We start from the raw sequence: 21,225 nt of genomic DNA on the forward strand, positions 1-21,225 counted from the left end.
GCATAACCTGGAGGCATGGACGTGAACGCGGCGGTCGCCGCAGCGGCAGCGATCGCCGGGGTGTGCACCGGTGTCATCGCCATGCTGGCGTTCCGCTGGAGCGAGCGCGACCTGAAACGCCCCACCCGGACCTCCCTGCACACAGACGCCGTACTGCCGCCGGGCGTCGACACGGTTCTCTCCGTGCTCCGCTCGTCCGCCGTCGTCCTCGACGAGGCGGACAGCGTCGTCAAGGCCAGCTCGGCCGCGTACGCCCTCGGCCTGGTCCGCGGCGGCAAGCTCGCCGTGGAACCCATGCTCCAGATGGCGCGCGACACCCGCCGCGACGGCGAGATACGCCAGGTCGAGCTCGACCTGCCACGCCGCGGCACCGGCTGGGGCGAGGCCCTCGCCGTCTCCGCGCGCGTCGCCCCCCTCGGCTCCCGCCTGGTCCTGCTCCTGGTGGAGGACCTCACCGAGGCCCGCCGCATCGAGGCCGTACGACGCGACTTCGTCGCGAACGTGAGCCATGAGCTCAAGACCCCGGTAGGGGCGCTCTCCCTCCTCTCCGAGGCCGTCATGGACGCCTCTGACGACCCCGAGGCCGTCGAGCGCTTCGCGGGCCGCATGCAGATCGAGGCCACGCGCCTGACCAACCTCGTCCAGGAACTCATCGACCTCTCCCGGGTCCAGAACGACGACCCCTTGGAGGACGCCGAACCCGTCCGTGTCGATGAACTGGTGGCGGAGGCGATCGACCGCAGCCGTCACCAGGCCTCCCACAAACAGATCACCATGGCCGCGGGCGGCACCGCCGACCTGCAGATATGGGGCAACCGCGGCCAGCTCGCCGCGGCACTCGGCAACCTCGTCGAGAACGCCGTGAACTACTCGCCCGCACGCACCCGCGTGGGCGTCGCAGCCCGCAGGGTCACCGCACCGGGCGGAGATCTCATCGAGGTGGCCGTCACCGACCAGGGGATCGGCATCTCCGACAAGGACAAGGAGCGCATCTTCGAGCGCTTCTACCGAGTGGACCCGGCGCGCTCCCGCGCCACCGGCGGCACCGGCCTAGGCCTCGCCATCGTCAAGCATGTGGCCGCCTCGCACGGCGGGGAGGTCACCGTGTGGAGCTCCGAGGGACAGGGCTCCACCTTCACCCTGCGGCTGCCCGAAGCAGCCGCGAACCGCGACCGCGGATCCGGTCACGGCGGGGTCGGCAGCGAAGCCGACACCGCACGGCCCGACGAGACCACTGCGTACGAACCCATTCCTGCCCCGGAGGTCCTTCCGTGACCCGAGTGCTCGTCGTCGAGGACGAGGAATCCTTCAGCGACGCCCTGTCCTACATGCTCCGCAAAGAGGGCTTCGAGGTCGCCATCGCGGCCACCGGCCCGGACGGACTCGACGAGTTCGAGCGCAACGGCGCCGACCTCGTCCTGCTCGACCTGATGCTGCCGGGCCTGCCCGGCACGGAGGTCTGCCGCCAGCTGCGCAGCCGTTCCAACGTCCCGGTGATCATGGTCACCGCCAAGGACAGCGAGATCGACAAGGTGGTCGGCCTTGAAATAGGAGCCGACGACTACGTCACGAAGCCCTTCTCGTCCCGCGAGCTCGTGGCCCGCATCCGCGCGGTCCTGCGCCGCCGCGGCGAGCCCGAGGAGGTAGCGCCGCAGGCCCTGGAGGCGGGCCCGGTCCGCATGGACGTGGACCGCCACGTGGTGACGGTCTCCGGCTCCAAGGTCGACCTGCCCCTCAAGGAGTTCGACCTCCTGGAGATGCTCCTGCGCAACGCGGGCCGCGTCCTGACCCGCATGCAGCTCATCGACCGCGTCTGGGGCGCGGACTACGTGGGGGACACCAAGACCCTCGACGTCCACGTCAAGCGCCTGCGCGCCAAGATCGAGCCCGACCCGGGCGCGCCGCGCTACCTGGTGACGGTGCGGGGCCTGGGCTACAAGTTCGAGCCGTAGCCGGCCCCTCAGTAGCCGGCCCCTCAGTAGCCGGCCCCTCAGTAGCCGGCCCCTCAGCAGACGGGCGCACGCGGACACACGAGAGGGCGGGAACCCGGCACCGGGTTCCCGCCCTCTCGCTCGTACGTACGTCGATCAGTGCTCGGTACCGGCACCCGCACCAGCGTCGTGCGACGCGGCGCCGGACGGGTCCGTGTTCGCCGCACCGGACGCGCTGCCCGACGGCTGTCCGGACGGCTGACCCGAAGGGTTGCCGCTCGCGCCCGTGGACGCGCCCTCGGCGGGCTCACCGCTCGCGGAGCCCGAGGGCTTCGTCGACGGCTTCGCGTCCGGGGCCTCGGGAACCTCGGTCGGGCCCCACTTCTTGAAGTAGCTCTCGGCCGGCACGACGAAGGTCTTCATCTTCACGTCGCCGGTCTTGCTGAAGGCGAAGGTGACCGCCTGCGCGTTGCCGTCCTTGACGGCCTCGCGGCTGCTGGGCAGGACGGCCGAAGCGTTGTCCTTGCCGCCGATGATGACGGAGCCACCGGCGGGGATGGTCAGCGGACCGCCGCGCTTGGAGGCCTTGTCGTCCTTGGCCGGCGTGATCTTGGCCGTCTTGCCGGTGCCGTTGACCTTGATCTCGTCCAGGGTCTGATCGGTGCTGCCGTTGTTGAAGATCGTGGCGGCGACCACGGCGGGTCCCGTCGACTTCAGGTCGGGCTGGGTGATCACCATGGCGTTCTGGATCTTGATGTCGCCGACGGCTGTCGCGGCGTTGTCCGGCTTGATCTCGTGCGTCTGAGCGTTGTTACCGGCGCCGCACGCGGCGAGCGACGCGAGCGAGAACGCGATGGCGGTGGCGGCGATGGCGCCACGTCGAAGGCTGCGGCTCACGGCGGCGGCAACTCCTTGAACGAGGGCGGTACGGGAGGGGCGGGCGGCCGTAAAGCCGTCCTAAGTGTGTGTCAGCGGGCTTAGGTTACCGAGCCGTTCCCGCGCCACCGCACCCGACCCGCCCCTACGGCCCGTGAGCCTCTCTCGCGGCACTCCGGTCCCACCGCACTCGCCGCTTCCGTTCCGGCCGTACAAGCCACTTCCGTCACTCTGACGCCATTGACCTCTCGTTCACCATTCACATAAGAGCCGTCAAGAGTCGCCGCGCCCCGTCCTGCGGATTTCCGGTAAGGAATGCATGGCGGTCCGGGGAAGTCCGGGGAAGTCCCGGAAATTGATCACCGGAGGGCTCTTGATCAATTCCGGATTCACGTCGAACGCCGACGGGCACGTGTCTCCGGTCGCCGAACGGAGTAGCGGAAGTTCACCGCTTGGAACCCGGCAAACCGGGACGTTCAGCCTCGTGGAGCGCTCTCGGAGGGCGTGTGACGGGCGCGTTTCCGCTTCCCCGAAGAGCCGCTCCCACCTGCGAATACCTCGCTCCGGAAGCCCTTCGCAGCACGTTCCTGTTGCTGTTGTCAAGCCCCGAGATATGCCCTGACCTGCGAAAACGCCATTCAGAAGAGGCGGTTCTCGTGTTAGGATGGATAGCCACGGAAGGGGTACCTGTCACATGACGTTCAAGGTTGGCGACACCGTGGTCTATCCCCATCACGGGGCCGCGCTGATCGAGGCCATTGAGACTCGCCAGATCAAAGGCGTGGACAAGACCTACTTGGTGCTGAAGGTCGCCCAGGGCGACCTGACGGTACGTGTGCCTGCGGACAATGCGGAGTTCGTCGGCGTACGTGATGTGGTCGGTCAGGACGGGCTCGACCGGGTCTTCGAAGTACTGCGCGCGCCGTACGCCGAAGAGCCGACGAACTGGTCCCGTCGCTACAAGGCAAATCTCGAGAAGCTCGCATCGGGCGATGTCATCAAGGTCGCGGAAGTCGTGCGTGACCTGTGGCGTCGTGAGCGTGAGCGCGGACTGTCCGCGGGTGAGAAGCGCATGCTCGCCAAGGCTCGCCAGATCCTGGTGAGCGAGCTCGCCCTCGCGGAGAACACGAACGAGGACAAGGCCGAGGCCCTGCTTGACGAGGTCCTCGCGTCCTGATCGCGTCCTGACATACGCATACGTCTTGGCGCCATGAATGCCGCGGTGCCCGCTGACCCTCAATGGTGTCGCCGGGCGCTGCGGCATGTTCGTACCCGGACTTCATGCCCAGGCACAGTCTTTGTTTTTTTGTCTTTGAATTCCTACCTCGTACTACCCAGCACTACGTCACGTACTCGTCACGTACTCGGTTCTGCTCGGTGTGCGAGCCGGGCTCGGGCAGCTGACTCGACCAGATGTCACGGAAGGGTCCGGTCAAGGCGTTCGCGCCCGGCTCGCTGAGGCCATACCCACCTCGCCCGAGCCCACAAACCTGAACGGAAGCGATGTCTGAGGAATCCCGCACCGCGGTCGTGATCCCCGCCGCCGGACGCGGCGTACGGCTCGGCCCGGGCGCCCCCAAGGCGCTCCGCGCGCTGAACGGCACGCCCATGCTCATCCACGCCGTACGAGCCATGGCCGCATCCCGCGCCGTGTCGCTCGTCGTCGTCGTGGCCCCGCCGGAGGGCGCGGCCGAGGTCAAGTCACTCCTGGCCGACCACGCACTGCCCGAGCGCACCGACTTCGTGGTGGTCCCCGGCGGCGAGACCCGCCAGGAGTCCGTGAAGCTCGGCCTCGACGCTCTGCCCGAGGGCATCGGCGTCGTCCTGGTGCACGACGCGGCCCGCCCGCTCGTGCCCGTGGACACCGTCGACGGCGTCATCGAGGCCGTACGCGACGGCGCACCGGCCGTCGTCCCCGCGCTGCCGCTCACCGACACCGTCAAGCAGGTCGAGCCGGCGGACCCCGAGCAGCCGGGCGCGCCCGAGCCCGTGGTGGCCACGCCCGAGCGGGCCCGTCTGCGCGCCGTGCAGACCCCGCAGGGCTTCGACCGCGACACCCTCGTGCGCGCCCACGCGACGGTCACCGAGAACGTCACGGACGACGCCAGCATGGTCGAGCAGCTGGGCCTCCAGGTCGTCGTCGTGCCCGGCCACGAAGAGGCCTTCAAGGTGACGCGGCCCCTCGACCTCGTCCTGGCCGAGGCCGTACTCGCCCGCAGGAGGGCCAACGATGGCTTCTGAGACCCCGGCCCGTCTCTCGCTGCCGCAGGTGGGCATCGGCACCGACGTGCACGCCTTCGAGGAAGGGCGCGAGCTGTGGTGTGCCGGGCTCCTCTGGGAGGGCGAGAGCGCGGGCCTCGCCGGGCACTCGGACGGTGACGTCGCCGCGCACGCCGCCTGCGACGCCCTGTTCTCCGCGGCCGGCATCGGCGACCTCGGCGCGCACTTCGGCACCAGCAGGCCCGAGTGGTCCGGCGCATCCGGTGTGACGCTGCTCGCCGAGGCGGCCAGGATCGTGCGCGCCGAAGGCTTCGAGATCGGCAACATCGCCGTCCAGGTCATCGGCGTACGGCCCAAGGTCGGCAAGCGGCGCGACGAGGCGCAGAAGACGCTGAGCGCCGCCGCGGGCGCCCCGGTCGCCGTGTCCGGCACGACGACGGACGGCCTCGGCCTCACCGGCCGCGCCGAGGGCCTGGCCGCGATCGCGACCGCACTGGTCGTGCGGACGGACTGACCGGGGCCCGTGCCGGGGCACGTACCTGCGAGGGTGAAATGCCGCTGCGGCGGGGCGTGTTGGAGCAGTATCGGGAAAGCACGCCCCGCACAGCCGCACGGCATCCGTCGTCGTACGAGAGAGAGGCACCCCCATGGCAGCCGAACTGTCCGACAAGCTCAAGGCCCTTCTCGACACCCCCGTCTTCATCTCCGTCGCGACCATCCAGCCCGACGGCAGCCCTCAGGTCTCACCGGTCTGGGTGAAGCGCGACGGGGACGACCTGCTCTTCTCCACCACCCTCGGCCGCCGCAAGGAGAAGAACCTGCGCCGCGACCCGCGCGTGACGGTGCTGCTCCAGCCCTTCGACTCGCCGTACACGTACGCCGAGATCCGCGGCGAGGTGACGATGACCACCGAGGGCGGGCAGGAGCTCATCGACGAGCTGGCCCTGAAGTACACCGGCCTGAAGTACGTGGAGTTCAATCCGTCCTCCGTGAACGACGACCCCCGCGTCGTCGTCCGCGTCACTCCGCGCAAGGTCGTCGGCCGCCTCTGAGGCCTTCGCACACCCGCGCATGTCACAGTTCCGTGCCCTGTTGACCCAGGAGGTCGCAGGGCACTGTCCTGCGACCACTACCCTGGAGTGGTGACGATTCGCCTGTACGACACCAGCGCCCGGCAGATCCGAGACTTCAGCCCGCTCATCGACGGTTGTGTCTCGATCTACCTGTGTGGCGCGACGGTGCAGGCGGCCCCGCACATCGGGCACATCCGGTCGGGTCTCAACTTCGACATCATGCGCCGCTGGTTCGACTACCGCGGCTACGACGTCACCTTCATCCGCAACGTCACGGACATCGACGACAAGATCATCCGGAAGTCGGCCGACCAGGGCCGCCCGTGGTGGTCGATCGGGTACGAGAACGAGCGCGCCTTCAACGACGGCTACGACGTCCTCGGCTGCCTGCCGCCCACGTACGAACCGCGCGCCACCGGCCACATCACCGAGATGGTCGAGATGATGCGCGGCTTGATCGAGCGCGGCCACGCCTACGAGTCGGACGGCAACGTCTACTTCGACGTGAAGTCCTTCCCCGGCTATCTGGAGCTGTCCAACCAGGAGCTGGACAACCTCCTGCAGCCGTCCGGCGAGGGCGAGACCGGCAAGCGCGACCCGCGTGACTTCGCCATGTGGAAGACCGCCAAGGAGGGGGAGCCCAGCTGGGAGACCCCCTGGGGCCGCGGCCGTCCGGGCTGGCACCTGGAGTGCTCGGCGATGGCCCACAAGTACCTCGGCCGTGAGTTCGACATCCACGGCGGTGGCATCGACCTGATCTTCCCGCACCACGAGAACGAGATCGCGCAGGCCAAGGCCTTCGGCGACGCGTTCGCGCGGTACTGGGTGCACAACGGCTGGGTCACCATGAGCGGCGAGAAGATGTCCAAGTCGCTCGGCAACTCCGTCCTCGTGTCCGAGATGGTCAAGAAGTGGCGCCCGATCGTCCTGCGCTACTACCTGGGCACCCCGCACTACCGCTCGATGATCGAGTACAGCGAGGAGGCCCTGCGCGAGGCCGAGTCCGCGTTCGCGCGGATCGAGGGCTTCGTGCAGCGCGTGGTCGAGAAGGCCGGGGGCACCGTCGAGCCCGCGGCCCAGGTGCCGCCCGCCTTCGCCGACGCGATGGACGACGACCTGGGCGTCCCGCAGGCGCTGGCCATCGTCCACACGACGGTCCGGCAGGGCAATTCCGCCCTGGCCGCCGACGACAAGGAAGCCGCGGTGGAGCGGCTCGCCGAAGTGCGGGCCATGCTGGGCGTGCTCGGCCTCGACCCGCTCGACCCGCACTGGGCCGGTGAGGGCGACCGCGGGGAGGACCTCCACGGGGTCGTCGACACCCTCGTACGCCTCGTGCTCCAGCAGCGGGAGGCCGCGCGCGGCCGCAAGGACTGGGCCACCGCCGACGCCATCCGCGATCAGCTCAACCAGTCCGGCCTCGTCATCGAGGACGGCCCGAACGGACCGCGGTGGACTCTCGGCCCGCGCTGAGCGTCTGACCTCGCGATGTGCCGCCCGGCGACCCGGGCGGCACACTTCATATACGTACGCAGTCACGCAGTGGGCCGCCGCGCAGTTCGCGGGCAGCCACACGCATCACAGAGACAGGTAGGTCATGGCCGCTAACAACCGCCGCATGTCCGGCAAGAAGGGCGCGCAGGTCGGCAGCGGCGGAAATCGACGCCGCGGCCTTGAGGGCAAGGGCCCGACGCCGCCCGCCGAGGCGCGCAAGGGACACAAGAAGAACCGCATCGCCAACGCCGCCGCCAAGAAGGCCTCCGGCGGCCCCGGCGGCGGCCGTCGTCCCAGTGCCGTGAAGGGCCGCGGCAAGGGCACCTCCGAGATGGTCGTGGGGCGCAACTCCGTCGTCGAGGCGCTGCGCGAGGGCGTGCCGGCCTCGACGCTCTACGTCCAGCAGTTCATCGACAACGACGAGCGCGTGCGCGAGGCGCTGCAGCTCGCCGGTGAGCGCGGCGGCATCCACCTCATGGAGGCCCCCCGCCCCGAGCTGGACCGCATGACGAACGGCCTCAACCACCAGGGTCTCGTGCTCCAGGTGCCGCCGTACGAGTACGCGCACCCCGAGGAGCTCGCGGCCGCCGCGTTCGACCAGGGCGAGGACCCGCTGATCGTCGCCCTCGACGGCGTGACGGACCCGCGGAACCTCGGCGCCGTGGTGCGTTCCGCCTCCGCCTTCGGCGGTCACGGCGTGGTCGTCCCCGAGCGGCGTGCCGCCGGGATGACCGCCGGTGCCTGGAAGACGGCCGCCGGTGCCGCGGCGCGTACGCCCGTGGCGCGCGCGACGAACCTGACCCGCGTCCTGGAGGCCTACAAGAAGGCCGGGCTCGCGATCGTCGGGCTCGCCGCGGACGGCGACCACGAGGTCGGCGACCTGGAGGCGCTGTCCGGTCCCGTCGTCATCGTCATCGGCAGCGAGGGCAAGGGCCTCTCGCGGCTCGTCGGCGAGACCTGCGACTACCGCGTGCGCATCCCCATGCCGGGCGGCACGGAGTCCCTGAACGCCGGTGTGGCGGCGGGAGTCGTGCTCTACGAGGCGTCCCGGCGCCGGAGCTAATCAGCACCCCCGACGCCCGTCACCCCCGACGCCCGTCGGCCCGGATTCCCCGGGCCGGCGGGCGTTCGTGGGAGATCTTGACGCGGTCCGGACATTTCCGCGCGGTCAAGGCAGTGTCCTAAACACACATCACTCGGTTAGATGAGTGTGGACACCAGAACGCCCCGCAATCCCACGGGGGGAAGCTCGTCAGGGTTCGACGAAGCTCCCGCGCTGAGCATGGTGAAGGTGCCGAGCGACCCGGCGCAGGTCATCGTGAATCACGCGAGCTTCCGCGTGCAGCTCCCCACCGCGCAGCGGACCCAATCCCCGCGTATCGCACGGCACTTGAGCACTGCCGACGACACCGTGCGCATCCCCGCAGTCGGCTCCGCCGCACGGCGCCGCTCGCCCGTCGTCTGGAGCGGGAAGTCCGAGCCGGGTGACCCCGGAGCCACCGGACTGCTGCAGGCGGTGCGCGGCACCGGCGTGCGCCATTCGGCCGAAGCCGGCGGCTCCTCCTACGACGACGGAGGTGCCACGCAGGTCATCCCCCGCATCGACGAGGACGAACTCGAGAGCACGCAGGCCACGCCTGCCGTCATCGGGCCTCGGCACCCCGATCCCGAGACCCGGCTCATCCCGCGCATGCCGATGTCCCAGAGCGACCTCGACGAGCGGCTCCCCTACGAGGACGACGAGTTCGACGACGGCGACGACGACGCGCGCCAGGTCGTCAGGCGGCACGGGGCCGATCCCGTGCGGCACGCCTATTACCCCGGTCGCCGCATGAACCTCGGCGTCGTGCTGCTTCCGCTGCGCGTCTTCCTCGGGTTCATCTCCATCTACGCCGGCATGGGCAAGCTCTGCGACCCCGTGTACTTCGACGGCGGCGACCGCGGCTCCATGGTCAAGTGGCTCAACTCGCTGCACCCCTGGGCGCTCGCCGAGCCGCTGCGGGACTTCGCGCTCTCGCACCCGGTGGGTGCGGGACTCTGCATCGCCTTCCTGCAGATCATCGTGGGCGTGCTCACGGTGCTCGGGCTCTGGCAGCGGGTCGCGGCCAGCATCGGCGTGCTCCTGTCCGCCGCGCTCATCGTCACCGTCAGCTGGAAGACCGTCCCCGCCTACGACGCGCCGGACATCATCTATCTGGCCGCATGGTCGCCGCTGATCATCGCGGGCGCGCCCGTCTACTCCGTCGACGGACGCCTCGCGGGCGAGGCCTGGCGGACGCTCGGGCCGCGCGTGGACATCTGGGAGCTGCGGCGCCGTGTGCTGCGGCGCGGCGCGCTCATCGGCTCGATCGTCGTCGGGCTCACGCTCCTCATCGGTTCGATGCTCGGCGGCGCGGTGCGCGACGCCGACCGCGTGACCGTGCCGGGGCCCGGCGAGGCCCCGCGCAACGAACTGCCGGGCTCGCCGCTTCCGGGGGAGCCCGGGAAGAAGAAGCAGCAGCAGCAGCGCCAGGGCCAGTCGCAGAGCCCGACGGCCTCCGGTTCGCCGACGCAGGGCAGTTCCGCGAGCCCCACGCAGGGCGGCGCGGCGACCACTCCGGGCGCGGCACGCGAGTCCGCCACCACGGGCGCGGGCCAGGGGCAGCCGAGCCAGACGCAGGGCACCACAGGGCAGGCCCCGCCCCAGCAGTCGTCCCCCCAGCAGCCTCCGTCGTCGGCCACCGCCGGACCCACGTCCAGCGGCGGCAGCGGCGGCGGAGCGCCCGAGGGCGGCGCGAGCGGCGGCAGCACGGGCGGCGGCGGCAACGACCGGCTCGTGGGAGGACTGCTCGGCGGCGGCTGAGCAGTCCCGGGCAGTACGCCGATGGGGCCCCGCACAGACACTGTGCGGGGCCCCATCGGCGTACGTGGAGAGAAGGCGGGTGAGGGGTGAGGTGACCCTCAACCGGTCTGTGCCGCGAGCTCCTTGGCCGCTTCCGTCAGGTCCTTGGCCGTGTCGATGGCCCGCCAGTAGGCGCCCTGCGGCAGCGGGAAGCCCGCCAGGCTCTTCTCGCGGGCGAGGCGCGGGAACGTGGTGCGCTCGTGGTCGCCGCGGTCCGGCAGGAGTCCGGTGAAGGAGGCGGAGAAGACGTACACGCCCGCGTTGATCAGGTACGGGGACGGCGGGGACTCGATGAAGTCCGTGATGTGGCCGAACGCGTCCGTCTCGACGGCGCCCCACGGGATGCGGGGGCGGGCCAGGGCGAGGGTCGCGGTGGCGTCGCGCTCGGCGTGGAAGGCCGCCATGTCGCGCAGCGAGAAGCGGGTCCAGATGTCGCCGTTCGTCGCGTACCAGGGGCGGTCCGCGTGCGGGAGGTGGCGGGCGGCGTACTTGAGGCCGCCGCCACGGCCCAGGGGTTCGGTCTCGACGACCGTGGTGACGTTCAGGGGGAGGTCCGCCGACTCCAGCCACTCCTGGAGCACTTCGGCGAGATGGCCGCACGAGACGACCGCGTCCGTCACGCCTTCGGCGGCCAGCCAGGAAAGCTGATGGCCGATGATCGGGGTCCCTGTGCCAGGGATCTCGACCATCGGCTTGGGCCGGTCGTCGGTGTAAGGGCGGAGGCGCGAACCTTGGCCTCCGGCCAGGATGACGGCCTGCGTGGGTCTGTGAGCGTGAGGGTCGCCGGTCATGCCGGAAACCCTACGTGCCGACCCCGTCAGCCGTTCTGGTGGGCGGCGACGCCCGACGCGAAGGACGTGTCGCAGACCGGGCGCGCATACGACTGGGCACGGCTCGGGCCGTACTTCTGGACTGCGGCGCGGCCGAGGGCACGGGCGACGGAGACGCAGTGCCGGGCGAGGGACGGGTGGCGGTTCACCTCCTGCTGGAGGTGGGTGAGCGCGACGCCCGGGTTCTTGTCCTGGAGCTCCAGGAGCAGCCGGTCGCGCAGGACGTCCTGCGGCGCGCGGGACTTGGCCGGTACGGAGAGGTTGTCGGCGGATGCGGTGAGCATCGAATCCGACGAGTTCCCGGACCAGTTGACGCTGGTGACCGCGAGGGTCCCGGAGAGCACCAGCATCACGGGCAGGACGAGGGCGAGCGTGCGGCCGATGCGTCGGGCGGGGCCTCGGTGGGCTCGGCGCGGCTTCTGGGTGTAGTTGGCGGAGTGCGTCACGCGAGTGAGCGTAGCGGTCGGTGATGATTTGGCGACATTACGTCACTCGGTCGAGCGACGGAGAATGAGGTTTCTCTGGAGCAGTGTTGACGGGCGCCTGGCGAAATGACCGGTCTGCCGGGGTATTTGTCGACACGGTGGGCGAACGAACAGGGCCCCGCACCGAAGTGCGGGGCCCTGTCATGGCTGGTGAGCGGGGTCGTCAGTCGGTGAGGCGCTCGCCCGTCGACGTCGAGAACACGTGGATCTCGCCCGGACGCGGCACGACGTGCAGCTGCGTGCCCTTCTCCGGGACCTTGCGGCCGTTCACGCGGACCACGAGGTCCTTGTGCTCGCCGCCGACCTCGGCGGAGCCGTAGACGTAGCCGTCGGCGCCGAGCTCCTCGACGACGTTCACGGAGACGGCGAGGCCCGCCGGGGCGTCCTCGGTCTCCTTGGAGAGGGACTTGGCGGTGGAGCCGTCCTGCTCGACGATGTCGAAGTGCTCCGGACGGACGCCGACCGTGACCGTGCGGTCGCCCTTGTCGGCCGCGGCGGACAGTGCCTCGCGGTTCACCGGCACGACGGAGTTGCCGAACTTCACGCCGCCGTCGGTGATCGGGACCTCGACGAGGTTCATGGCGGGGGAGCCGATGAAGCCCGCGACGAAGAGGTTGGCCGGGCGGTCGTACATGTTGCGCGGCGAGTCGACCTGCTGGAGCAGACCGTCCTTCAGGACGGCCACGCGGTCGCCCATGGTCATGGCCTCGACCTGGTCGTGGGTGACGTACACGGTGGTGATGCCGAGGCGGCGCTGCAGCGAGGCGATCTGCGTACGGGTGGAGACACGCAGCTTGGCGTCGAGGTTCGACAGCGGCTCGTCCATGAGGAACACCTGGGGCTCACGCACGATGGCGCGGCCCATGGCGACACGCTGGCGCTGACCGCCGGAGAGGGCCTTCGGCTTGCGGGCCAGGTAGTCCGTGAGGTCGAGGATCTTCGCCGCGTCCTCGACCTTCTGGCGGATCTCGGCCTTGTTGACGCCCGCGATCTTCAGGGCGAAGCCCATGTTGTCGGCGACCGTCATGTGCGGGTAGAGCGCGTAGTTCTGGAACACCATGGCGATGTCCCGGTCCTTGGGCGGCAGGTGCGTGACGTCGCGGTCACCGATGCGGATGGCGCCGGCGTTCACGTCCTCCAGGCCCGCGAGCATGCGGAGCGAGGTGGACTTTCCGCAGCCGGAGGGACCGACGAGGACGAGGAATTCGCCGTCCGCTACGTCGAGCTCGAGCTGGTCGACGGCGGGCTTGTCGCCACCCGGGTAGATGCGGGTCGCCTTGTCGAACGAAACAGTGGCCATGGTGAAGGCCCCCTTCACCGGCAGGAACGTGCCGGACGATCCGTTGTAAAGAGAGGAGTGGTGTAGTCCACCTGAGTGAACTGCTCGGACGGTACCCCGGGGGGGCCGGGTCTGTCAGTAGTCCTGCACCGGCGACCTTCGAGGAAATTTTCGACAGGCGCACGGGCGGTGTTTGGTTACACTGCTCGGGCACGTCAGTGCAGCGCATGCCTCCTTAGCTCAGATGGCCAGAGCAACGCACTTGTAATGCGTAGGTCGTCGGTTCGAATCCGACAGGGGGCTCAGAGCGGGCGAAGGCCCGGGACGCCGACAAGGTGTCCCGGGCCTTCGTGCGTTCTCGTGCGTACGTCAGTGGCGCCCCGACAAGCGGTCCGCGAGGCGGGCCAGGCGGGGGGCCTTGGTGGTTGGGGTGGTCAGTTCGTGGCGGTCCGCGTTGCGGTATGTCGCGTACATGCCCTGGACGCCGATCCAGCGGAACGGCTCCGGCTCCCACTTGCGGACCTTGTGGTTGACCCAGGGGAGCGTGGTGAGGTCCGTGGTGCCTGCCTGGCCCGAGTCCTGCTGGACCAGGTCGCGCAGGGTGCGGGCCGCGAGGTTGGCGGTGGCCACGCCCGAGCCGACGTAGCCGCCCGCCCAGCCCAGGCCCGTCGCGCGGTCCAGGGTGACCGTGGCGCACCAGTCGCGGGGGACGCCGAGCACGCCGGACCAGGCGTGGGCCACCCGCACTCCGGCCAGTTGGGGGAAGAAGCGGGTCAGGATCTCGTGGAGGGCCTCGATGGTGGCCGGTTGCGTGCGGCCGTCGTTGTCCGTCTTCGAGCCGTAGCGGTACGGGACGCCGCGGCCTCCGAGCGCGATGCGGCCGTCCGCCGTGCGCTGGGCGTACATGTAGGCGTGCGCCATGTCGCCGAGCGTCTCGCGGCCCTCCCAGCCGATCGACTCCCATTGGGCGTCGGTGAGAGGTTCCGTCGCGATCATTGAGGAGTTCATGGGGAGCCAGGTGCGGCGCTGGCCCTTGAGGGACGCCGTGAAGCCCTCCGTGCAGCGCAGGATGTACGGCGCGCGGACCGTGCCGTAGGGAGTGATGGCGTGCTTCGGCTTGATCTCCGTGACCGGTGTTGATTCGTGGATCGTGACGCCGAGTGCCTCGACCGCCGCCGCCAGGCCCTTCACCAGCTTCACCGGGTGCAGGCGCGCGCCGTGCGGGGTCCAGGTGGAGCCGACGGCGCCCGCGACGCGGATCCGGTCGGCGGTCTCCCGGGCGCCGTGCAGGGTGCGGTCCTTCTCGCCGTAGGCCAGTTCCGTGGCGTGGAACTCTTTCAGGCGCGCCAACTGCGCTGGGGTGTAGGCCACTTCGAGTACGCCGCCGTGGTGGATGTCCGCTTCGATCTGCTCCTCGGCGGCGGCGCGGATCACCTCGTCGACCGTGTCGTTCATCGCCTCCTGGAGGCGGACCGCCGCGTCCCTGCCGTGCAGGCGGGCGTAGCGGTCGCGGCCCGCGATGCCGTTGTAGAGCCAGCCGCCGTTGCGGCCGGAGGCTCCGTAGCCGCAGAACTTCTGCTCCAGGACGGTGATGCGGAGGAAGGGGGCGGCCTTCTTCAGGTAGTACGCGGTCCACAGGCCCGTGTAGCCGCCGCCGACTATGCAGACGTCGGCACTCTCGTCGCCCGGCAGGGGTTCGCGGGGGGCCGGGGTGCCGTGGTCCGCGTACCAGTACGAGATGCCGCCATTGATCGTGCTGCTCATGAGCCGGACGTTACTGCGCTGGTGGGGGCTTTGGGGAGGGGTACAGGGGAGGGCATTCCGATACGTTGATCCGGTGCGTGGCGATGTCGAAGCGTCACGTGCCGAGATCATGGAGGACTGTTCAGATGGCCGTACGCAAGGCCGCACGCAAGTCCGGGCGCATCGTCGCCGCGGTGGCCGCCACCGCACTCGTCGCCGGGGGCGCAGCCGCCTGCGGTCCCGAGGACCTCACGGGCGGGGGCGGCGACAAGGGGGCGTCGGCCTCGGAGTCCGCGTCCGCGGGTGGTCCCGAGGCGAAGGCGCCGCCGGCCGGCACCGACGCGCTCGCGAAGACGCCCGCCACGGTGAAGGGCGGCGTGATCACGGTCGGCGACCCGAAGGCCGGGCACACGGTCAAGCTGTACGAGGACGCGCGCTGCCCGATCTGCAAGAAGTTCGAGGAGTCCGGCGCGCAGGCCCTGGTGAAGCCGGTGGCCGAGGGCAAGGTGAAGGTCGAGTACACGCTCGCCTCGTTCCTCGACAAGAACCTCGGCGGCAGCGGTTCGGTGAACGCGGCTAACGCGCTGCGGGCGTCGGTGGACGCGGGCAAGTTCCCGCAGTTCCACGCCGCTGTCTTCGCCAACCAGCCGGAGACCGAGACCGAGGACGCCTACACGCCCGCCTTCTTGCTGAAGATCGCCGACAAGGTGGACGGTCTTCGGGGCGCCGAGTTCGGCAAGGCCGTGCAGAAGGGGACGTACAAGAAGTGGGTCGGTGAGGCCATGCAGGCCTTCACCGACGACGGCATGCAGGGCACGCCGACGGTCGTCATCGACGGCAAGAAGGCGGACGCCAACTCGCTGTTCGACCAGGACGCGTTCGCCGAGGAGCTCAAGGCTTCCGGGATCTCCTGATCGTCCATCTCGTCGGTGCCGGGCGTACGGCGCTCCGGGTCAGCGGGAAGCAGGCCAGGCCGATCAGGACCGAGGTGAAGTGGCCCAGGTCGGTGAAGGTCCTGCCGGTGATCAGCGGAGTGCCGTACACGGCGATGACGATCAGGAGGTACGCGTATCTCCAGGGCGTGGGGACCCAGTAGGTGAGGACCGCGATCACGCCCGCGAGGGCATAACTGACACCCACGTCAAGGGTGTTGACCGAGGATGGTGGGGCTGCGCCGTGGTGGATCGCGAGCGCGAGGACGCCCTCGCTGATGAGCGTGGCCATGATGTGCGCGCCCGCGGCCACCGCGAGCCAGCGCGCGGTGCCGAGCCAGCGTTCGGCGGTGGCGTGGAAGACGGTGTAGAGCACGGCGTACGAGAGCCAGGTGCCGCCGTCGATCCACAGCGCGCTGGAGACCAGGACGCGGACGGGGTTCTTGGACAGCTCGTGGATGTTCGTGGAGCGCTGGCGCAGGAAGTCCTGCTCGAACTCCGGTGACATGTGGTGCATCGCGACCGTCGTGACGAAGAGGACCGCGAGCCAGATGTAGGTGCCGGGAGCGCTGCGGATGTAGGCCGCAACAGCCCGCATCGCGGGCCTCGTGGCCCGAATAATCCCCATGCGGCGATTCACCCACGCCGGTAGCGTCGCGAGGGTGATCGACATTCGCATTCCGGACGGGCTGATCGAGTCGCAGTACGAGTACGCGGGGGAGCCGGGCCGTGCCTTCATCGCGGCGCTGCCCGCGCGCGTGGCGGAGTTCGTCGAGCGGTGGGAGCTGACGGTCGACGGGCCCTCGATGCATGGCATGGCCGCGCTCGTGCTGCCCGTGGTGCGGCGGGACGGCACCCCCGCCGCGGTCAAGTTCCAGCTGCTCGACGAGGAGACCGAGTCGGAGCCCGTCGGGCTCCGGGTGTGGGACGGCGACGGGGCCGTGCGGCTCCTCGACCACGACGAGGGCACGGGCACGATGCTGCTCGAACGCCTGGACTCCGGGCGGATGTTGTCGACGATGCAGGACACGCACAAGGCGGTGCTCGTCATCGCGGAGCTCCTTGCGCGGCTCACCGCCGTGCCCGCGCCCGAGGGGATGCGGCGGCTCGGGGACATCGCGGGGGAGATGGTCGACGAGCTGCCGGGGGCGCTGAAGGCGATCGCCGATCCGGTCGAGCGCGCGATCGTGGAGCGGTGCGGGGGCGCTGTGCGCGAGGTCATGGGGGAGCCAGGCGACCGGTTGCTGCACTGGGACCTGCACTTCGAGAACGTCCTCGCGGCCGAGCGCGAGCCGTGGCTCGCCATCGACCCGAAGCCGCTGGCCGGTGACCCCGGGTTCGATCTCTGGCCCGCGCTCAACAATCGCTTTGATGCTGACGATGTGCTGTGGCGGTTCGACGCGATGACCGAGGTGCTGGGGCTGGACAGGGAGCGGGCTCGTGCCTGGACCTTGGGGCGGGTGCTGCAGAACGCGCTCTGGGAGATCGAGGACGGGCGGGCGCTGGACGAGGACGATCTGGAGGTCGCGCGGCTGCTGCTCGGGGCGTGAGACGCGGGTTGGCCGCGGTTGGCCGCGGTTGGCCGCGGTGGGCGGTCTGGTTAGCCTGCGGCCATGATTCGTAGCGCCACGCCTGATGACGTCCCCCTGATTCACGCCATGGTCCGCGACCTCGCGGAGTACGAGAAGGCCCTCGACGAGGCGAGGGCCACCGAGGAGCAGCTGCGTGAAGCGCTCTTCGGGGAGCGGCCTGCCGCGTTCGCGCACATTGCGGTGGACGACGGGGCGGGGGCCGGTTTGGGGGCGAGCTCGGGGGCGGGTGCAGGCTCGGGGGCGAGTGCAGGCTCGGGCTCGGGGGAGGTCGTCGGGTTCTCGCTGTGGTTCCTGAACTTCTCCACATGGCGTGGGGTGCACGGGATCTACCTGGAGGACCTGTACGTACGGCCCGAGGCGCGCGGCGGCGGCCACGGCAAGGCGCTGCTGACCGAGCTCGCGCGGATCTGTGTGGAGCGGGGTTATGAGCGGCTCGAATGGTCCGTGCTCGACTGGAACGAGCCGTCGATCAACTTCTACAGGTCGCTCGGTGCGCTGCCGCAGGACGAGTGGACCGTGTATCGGCTGACCGACGGGGCGTTGGCCGAACTGGGGTCCTGAACCTCAAGGGAGTGCGGGGGGGGGCTCAGGGGATGAGCACCACCTTGCCTGTGGTGCGGCGGTTCTCCAGGTCGGCGTGGGCCGTTGCCGCATACGACAGGGGGTAGCGCTGGACCGCCGGGGTGAAGTGGCCCTTCGCCGCTTCGGCGAGCGCCGCGAGCTCCAGGGTGCGGACCGGGTTGTCGCCGCCCGCCTTCTGCATCATCACCGGGCCCAGGACGTTGAGTTGCGTGATGCCGCGGGCCGCGAGCTGCTCGTCCGTGAGGGAGAGGGGCTCGCCGTCGTGCGGGCCCTTGCCCGACCAGCCGAAGACGAGGTGCGTGCCGCCGGGGGCGAGGAGGTCCACGGCGGCGAGGCCGGATGCCCCGCCCACTCCGTCGAAGACGACGGTCGCGCCGGGGACTCCGATCTTCGTCAGGTACGCGTGCGCCTCGTTCGGCCAGTCCGGGTTCCTGTAGTCGACGGCGAGGTCCGCGCCGTACGCGGCGACCCGGTCCGTCTTCTCCGGGCCGCCCGCCAGGCCGATGACCGTGGCGCCCGCGTGCTTGGCGTACTGGACCAGGAGCGTGCCGATGCCGCCCGCCGCCGCCGGGATGACGGCGACGGAGTCGGAGGTCAGCTCGGCGAACTGCAGGATTCCCATCGTCGTACGGCCCGTGCCGATCAGGGCCACGGCCTGTGCGTCGTCCAGGGCTTCGGGGATCTCGTGCAGGCGGGAGGCCTCCGTGACGACGAGCTCGGCGTAGCCGCCGGGGGCGAAGCCGATGTGGGCGACCACGCGCTTGCCGAGCAGGGCGGGGTCGACTCCCTCGCCGAGGGACTCGACGGTGCCTGCCACCTCGCGGCCCGGGATCGTGGGCAGCTCGGGGAGTTCGGGGAGCGGGCCCTTGATTCCGGCGCGGATCGCGGTGTCCAGGAGGTGCACGCCCGCCGCGGTCACCGCGATGCGGACCTGGCCGGGGGCCGGTGCCGGGTCGGGGGTCTCCTCGTACGTGAGGTGCTCGGCCGGGCCGAAGGTGTGCAGGCGGGTGGCGTGCATGGGGCTTGCTCCTTGGGCTTTGGGTGAGGGGTGAGGGGTGGGGGGTGAGGGGTGGGGGCTGGGGGGTCTTGGGGGTTGGGGGTTGGGGCTTGGGTCTTGGGGGCTTTGAGTGGTGGGCGGTTGGGTGGTGCTTGCTCTTGGTGTCACCCTCGTACGTCAAGCGGACTTGAGGTCAAGCCTTGCGGGGGTCAGTGCGAGCGTCACCGCCTCCAGCGCGCTGTTGAAGGAGACCTCGGAGAGCAGGCCGGGTGCCGCGACCTGGTCGCCGGCCAGGTAGACACCGTTCCCGCGGTTGATCGCGGGGCGGTCGCGCCAGGTGGTGCCGGGCAGGTCCACCGCGCCGGTGCGGCCGTTGGAGACGGCGTCGCGGCGCCAGACCAGGCGGTCGCGCCAGCCGGGGAAGCCGAGGTCGAGGAGGTGGTCGGCGCGGGCCGCGCCGTCCGCCTTGGACTCCTCGGGGGCGAGCGGGATCTGGCCCTGGATAAGGTCCTGTCCCGCGGGGGCGAGGGTGCGGTCTTGGGTGGTGAACCGTTCGATCCAGCCGGTCCCGTCCAGGTCGGAGATCGCGAAGGGGTCGCCCTTGCGGGAGTCGAGGGCCACGTCGACGAGGGTGGTGCGGGCGCTGTCCCACTGGAGGGTGTCGTCCTGGAGGAGGTGACGGGCCGCGGGGAGGGACGTGGCGACGACGACGGGGCCTGCGGCGGGGAGCGAGGCGAGGGTCTCGACGCGGGACAGCGTCTCCACGCGTACGCCCAGGTTCCAGGCGAGTGTCGCCATGCGGTCGATGACCGAGCCCCAGCCGCCGCGCGGGTAGTGCGCCTCCGGGGGCAGCTTCGTGGCGCGACGCAGGCGCTCGTGCACGAACCTGGCGGAGAGGGAGCCGGGGTCGTGGTGGAACGTCGCCACGGCGATGTAGTGCGCGGCGGCGCGTGCGCCTTCCTCGCCGACCTCGCCGGTGGCCCACGTCATGAAGTCCTGGTCCACGGGGGCCTGTTCGGGCTTGCGGCGCAGGAGCTTCAGCATCGCCAGGGGTGGGGTGCGGCGGAGCTTTCCCTGGTGGTGGAGGCGGAGGCGGGTGCCTTCGATGGGCGGGAGGGGGGCGAGGGGGCCGATGAGGTCGCGCTGCTTGAGCCAGGTCCAGTGGGGGCCGCCGTTGTAGAGGGCGTGCGGGCCTTCGTTCGTGCGGTACGCGCCTTCGGCGGTGCGGGCCCGGCCGCCGAGGGTGTGGTGGGACTCGTGGAGGGTGACCCGGGCGCCGGCTTCGGCGGCGGTGATGGCCGCGGTGAGGCCGGCGAAGCCGCCGCCGATGATGGTCAGCTGGGTGGCGGGCTTGGGCATGGGGTGGGCTCCTGTCGTGGTCGGTGGTCGGTGGTTGGTGGGGTCGGTGGTTGGTGGTCGGGTGTGTTCACTCACTCGGTACGACGGGCGGGGGTGCCCGGGATGTGACATCGGGGTGTTACGGCGGTGGGGGCGGTGAGGGCGGTTAGGGCCGTGGGGGCAGCGGGGCGGTGGGTGTCAGTGGGTGGGTGCACGATGGGGGCATGGGACAGAAGGATCGGCAGAGGGACGCGGCGGCAGGGGTGAAGAAGGCTCGGCGGCCCGAGGTGCGGTTGCCCGTGCTGCGGGGGTTCGGTGAGTTGGGGCTCGGCGGGGGCGAGTTGGAGCCTGACGGGGACTATGACGGGGTCGAGTTCCGGGACCTCGATCTCGCGGGGCAGGACGGCGGGGGAGCGCTGTTCCTGGACTGTGCGGTGACGGGCTGCGGGGTGACCGAGACGCGGCTCAGCAGGGCGCGGTTCGTGGATTCCGTGCTGACGGAGCTGCGGGGGGTCGGCACGGAGCTGGTGGAGGCTTCGCTGCGGGACGTGGAGGTGGTGGACGCGCGGCTGGGGGGCGTTCAGCTGCACGGGAGTGTGCTGGAGCGGGTCGTCGTGCGGGGCGGGAAGATCGACTATCTGAACCTGCGGAAGGCGCGGTTGAAGGACGTCGTCTTCGAGGGGTGCGTGCTGGTGGAGCCGGACTTCGGGCAGGCGTCGCTGGAGCGGGTCGAGTTCGTGGGCTGCGTGCTGAAGGGGGCGGACTTCAGCGGGGTCCGGATGAAGGATGTCGACCTGCGGGAGGCTGCGGAGGTGGGCATTCTGCGGGGGATCGACTGCTTGGCGGGGTCGGTGATCAGTGCTGCGCAGCTCATGGATCTGGCGCCGGCGTTTGCTGCGCAGGTGGGTGTGCGGGTGGACTAGCGTCCGGCTTTGGCGGGCTGCGGGGCGGTCCGTCTTTGGGTGCGGGGCCGTG

The 21,225-nt window shown here is 70.4% G+C and carries 21 protein-coding genes and 1 tRNA gene; 14 read left to right on the plus strand and 8 right to left on the minus strand.

What is annotated here, in order from left to right; translation table 11 throughout:
* The first annotated feature begins 15 nt into the window (after positions 1–15).
* Positions 16–1,275, plus strand: coding sequence for a two-component system sensor histidine kinase PhoR (gene phoR, locus AC07AG_RS20040; protein ID WP_478756407.1), 1,260 nt, complete (start codon positions 16–18; stop codon positions 1,273–1,275).
* On the plus strand, positions 1,272–1,952 hold the full coding sequence (gene phoP, locus AC07AG_RS20045) for a two-component system response regulator PhoP (protein ID WP_030362171.1): 681 nt from the start codon (positions 1,272–1,274) through the stop codon (positions 1,950–1,952). The genes phoR and phoP overlap by 4 nt, the downstream gene beginning before the upstream one ends.
* A 135-nt stretch (positions 1,953–2,087) precedes the next feature.
* Here the strand turns inward: phoP and AC07AG_RS20050 are convergent, their stop codons facing one another.
* The gene (locus tag AC07AG_RS20050; RefSeq protein ID WP_478756408.1) at positions 2,088–2,828 is read right to left on the minus strand and encodes a copper chaperone PCu(A)C domain-containing protein; all 741 of its coding nucleotides are present in this window, start codon (positions 2,826–2,828) and stop codon (positions 2,088–2,090) included.
* Positions 2,829–3,501: 673 nt separating this feature from the next.
* On the opposite strand from AC07AG_RS20050, the gene AC07AG_RS20055 reads away from it, so the two are divergent.
* From AC07AG_RS20055 to AC07AG_RS20085, 7 genes are all read left to right on the plus strand, one after another.
* A complete protein-coding gene (locus AC07AG_RS20055) occupies positions 3,502–3,984 on the plus strand; it encodes a CarD family transcriptional regulator (RefSeq protein ID WP_003953493.1) in 483 nt (160 codons plus the stop codon).
* Between the two features lie 326 nt (positions 3,985–4,310).
* Positions 4,311–5,048, plus strand: coding sequence for a 2-C-methyl-D-erythritol 4-phosphate cytidylyltransferase (gene ispD, locus AC07AG_RS20060; RefSeq protein WP_478756409.1), 738 nt, complete (start codon positions 4,311–4,313; stop codon positions 5,046–5,048).
* Positions 5,038–5,541 carry a 2-C-methyl-D-erythritol 2,4-cyclodiphosphate synthase gene (gene ispF, locus AC07AG_RS20065; protein ID WP_478756410.1) on the plus strand — a complete coding sequence of 168 codons (504 nt, stop codon included), beginning with the start codon at positions 5,038–5,040 and terminating at the stop codon, positions 5,539–5,541. The genes ispD and ispF overlap by 11 nt, the downstream gene beginning before the upstream one ends.
* A gap of 133 nt (positions 5,542–5,674) precedes the next feature.
* Positions 5,675–6,079, plus strand: coding sequence for a PPOX class F420-dependent oxidoreductase (locus AC07AG_RS20070; RefSeq protein ID WP_478756411.1), 405 nt, complete (start codon positions 5,675–5,677; stop codon positions 6,077–6,079).
* A gap of 90 nt (positions 6,080–6,169) precedes the next feature.
* The gene (cysS, locus tag AC07AG_RS20075) at positions 6,170–7,570 is read left to right on the plus strand and encodes a cysteine--tRNA ligase (RefSeq protein WP_478756412.1); all 1,401 of its coding nucleotides are present in this window, start codon (positions 6,170–6,172) and stop codon (positions 7,568–7,570) included.
* A 124-nt stretch (positions 7,571–7,694) separates the two neighbouring features.
* The gene (gene rlmB, locus AC07AG_RS20080; RefSeq protein ID WP_249589166.1) at positions 7,695–8,654 is read left to right on the plus strand and encodes a 23S rRNA (guanosine(2251)-2'-O)-methyltransferase RlmB; all 960 of its coding nucleotides are present in this window, start codon (positions 7,695–7,697) and stop codon (positions 8,652–8,654) included.
* Positions 8,655–8,795: 141 nt separating this feature from the next.
* Positions 8,796–10,433, plus strand: a complete 1,638-nt coding sequence (locus AC07AG_RS20085) for a DoxX family protein (RefSeq protein ID WP_478756413.1) — start codon at positions 8,796–8,798, stop codon at positions 10,431–10,433.
* A gap of 98 nt (positions 10,434–10,531) precedes the next feature.
* Here the strand turns inward: AC07AG_RS20085 and AC07AG_RS20090 are convergent, their stop codons facing one another.
* The 3 genes from AC07AG_RS20090 to AC07AG_RS20100 all read right to left on the minus strand — a co-directional run bounded on the left by AC07AG_RS20090 (position 10,532) and on the right by AC07AG_RS20100 (position 13,087).
* A complete protein-coding gene (locus AC07AG_RS20090; protein ID WP_249589168.1) occupies positions 10,532–11,263 on the minus strand; it encodes a nucleotidyltransferase family protein in 732 nt (243 codons plus the stop codon).
* 26 nt (positions 11,264–11,289) lie between these two features.
* Positions 11,290–11,748 carry a hypothetical protein gene (locus tag AC07AG_RS20095; protein WP_478756414.1) on the minus strand — a complete coding sequence of 153 codons (459 nt, stop codon included), beginning with the start codon at positions 11,746–11,748 and terminating at the stop codon, positions 11,290–11,292.
* A 202-nt stretch (positions 11,749–11,950) separates the two neighbouring features.
* Positions 11,951–13,087 carry an ABC transporter ATP-binding protein gene (locus AC07AG_RS20100; RefSeq protein ID WP_361048949.1) on the minus strand — a complete coding sequence of 379 codons (1,137 nt, stop codon included), beginning with the start codon at positions 13,085–13,087 and terminating at the stop codon, positions 11,951–11,953.
* Positions 13,088–13,295: 208 nt separating this feature from the next.
* Between AC07AG_RS20100 and AC07AG_RS20105 the strand changes: the two genes are divergently transcribed.
* Positions 13,296–13,369, plus strand: a tRNA-Thr gene (locus AC07AG_RS20105).
* 66 nt (positions 13,370–13,435) lie between these two features.
* On the opposite strand, the gene AC07AG_RS20110 is transcribed toward AC07AG_RS20105, so the two are convergent.
* Positions 13,436–14,830, minus strand: a complete 1,395-nt coding sequence (locus tag AC07AG_RS20110) for an NAD(P)/FAD-dependent oxidoreductase (protein ID WP_478756415.1) — start codon at positions 14,828–14,830, stop codon at positions 13,436–13,438.
* A 125-nt stretch (positions 14,831–14,955) separates the two neighbouring features.
* Between AC07AG_RS20110 and AC07AG_RS20115 the strand changes: the two genes are divergently transcribed.
* The gene (locus tag AC07AG_RS20115; protein WP_478756416.1) at positions 14,956–15,723 is read left to right on the plus strand and encodes a DsbA family protein; all 768 of its coding nucleotides are present in this window, start codon (positions 14,956–14,958) and stop codon (positions 15,721–15,723) included.
* Here the strand turns inward: AC07AG_RS20115 and AC07AG_RS20120 are convergent.
* Entirely contained in the window at positions 15,701–16,369 is a 669-nt protein-coding gene (locus AC07AG_RS20120; RefSeq protein WP_478756417.1) for a rhomboid-like protein, read from the minus strand. The genes AC07AG_RS20115 and AC07AG_RS20120 overlap by 23 nt on opposite strands.
* On the opposite strand from AC07AG_RS20120, the gene AC07AG_RS20125 reads away from it, so the two are divergent.
* Positions 16,368–17,291, plus strand: a complete 924-nt coding sequence (locus AC07AG_RS20125) for an aminoglycoside phosphotransferase family protein (RefSeq protein WP_478756418.1) — start codon at positions 16,368–16,370, stop codon at positions 17,289–17,291. The genes AC07AG_RS20120 and AC07AG_RS20125 overlap by 2 nt on opposite strands.
* Positions 17,292–17,354: 63 nt before the next feature.
* The gene (locus AC07AG_RS20130) at positions 17,355–17,894 is read left to right on the plus strand and encodes an N-acetyltransferase family protein (protein ID WP_478756419.1); all 540 of its coding nucleotides are present in this window, start codon (positions 17,355–17,357) and stop codon (positions 17,892–17,894) included.
* A gap of 25 nt (positions 17,895–17,919) precedes the next feature.
* Here the strand turns inward: AC07AG_RS20130 and AC07AG_RS20135 are convergent, their stop codons facing one another.
* Together AC07AG_RS20135 and AC07AG_RS20140 are read right to left on the minus strand one after the other, a co-directional pair.
* On the minus strand, positions 17,920–18,933 hold the full coding sequence (locus AC07AG_RS20135; RefSeq protein ID WP_478756420.1) for a zinc-binding dehydrogenase: 1,014 nt from the start codon (positions 18,931–18,933) through the stop codon (positions 17,920–17,922).
* A gap of 156 nt (positions 18,934–19,089) precedes the next feature.
* Positions 19,090–20,271, minus strand: coding sequence for an FAD-dependent oxidoreductase (locus tag AC07AG_RS20140; protein ID WP_478756421.1), 1,182 nt, complete (start codon positions 20,269–20,271; stop codon positions 19,090–19,092).
* Positions 20,272–20,474: 203 nt separating this feature from the next.
* On the opposite strand from AC07AG_RS20140, the gene AC07AG_RS20145 reads away from it, so the two are divergent.
* Complete coding sequence (locus AC07AG_RS20145; protein WP_478756422.1) at positions 20,475–21,173, plus strand: pentapeptide repeat-containing protein; 699 nt, start codon at positions 20,475–20,477, stop codon at positions 21,171–21,173.
* The last annotated feature ends 52 nt before the right edge of the window (positions 21,174–21,225 follow it).

The organism is Streptomyces sp. NPDC044044 (assembly GCF_056434405.1).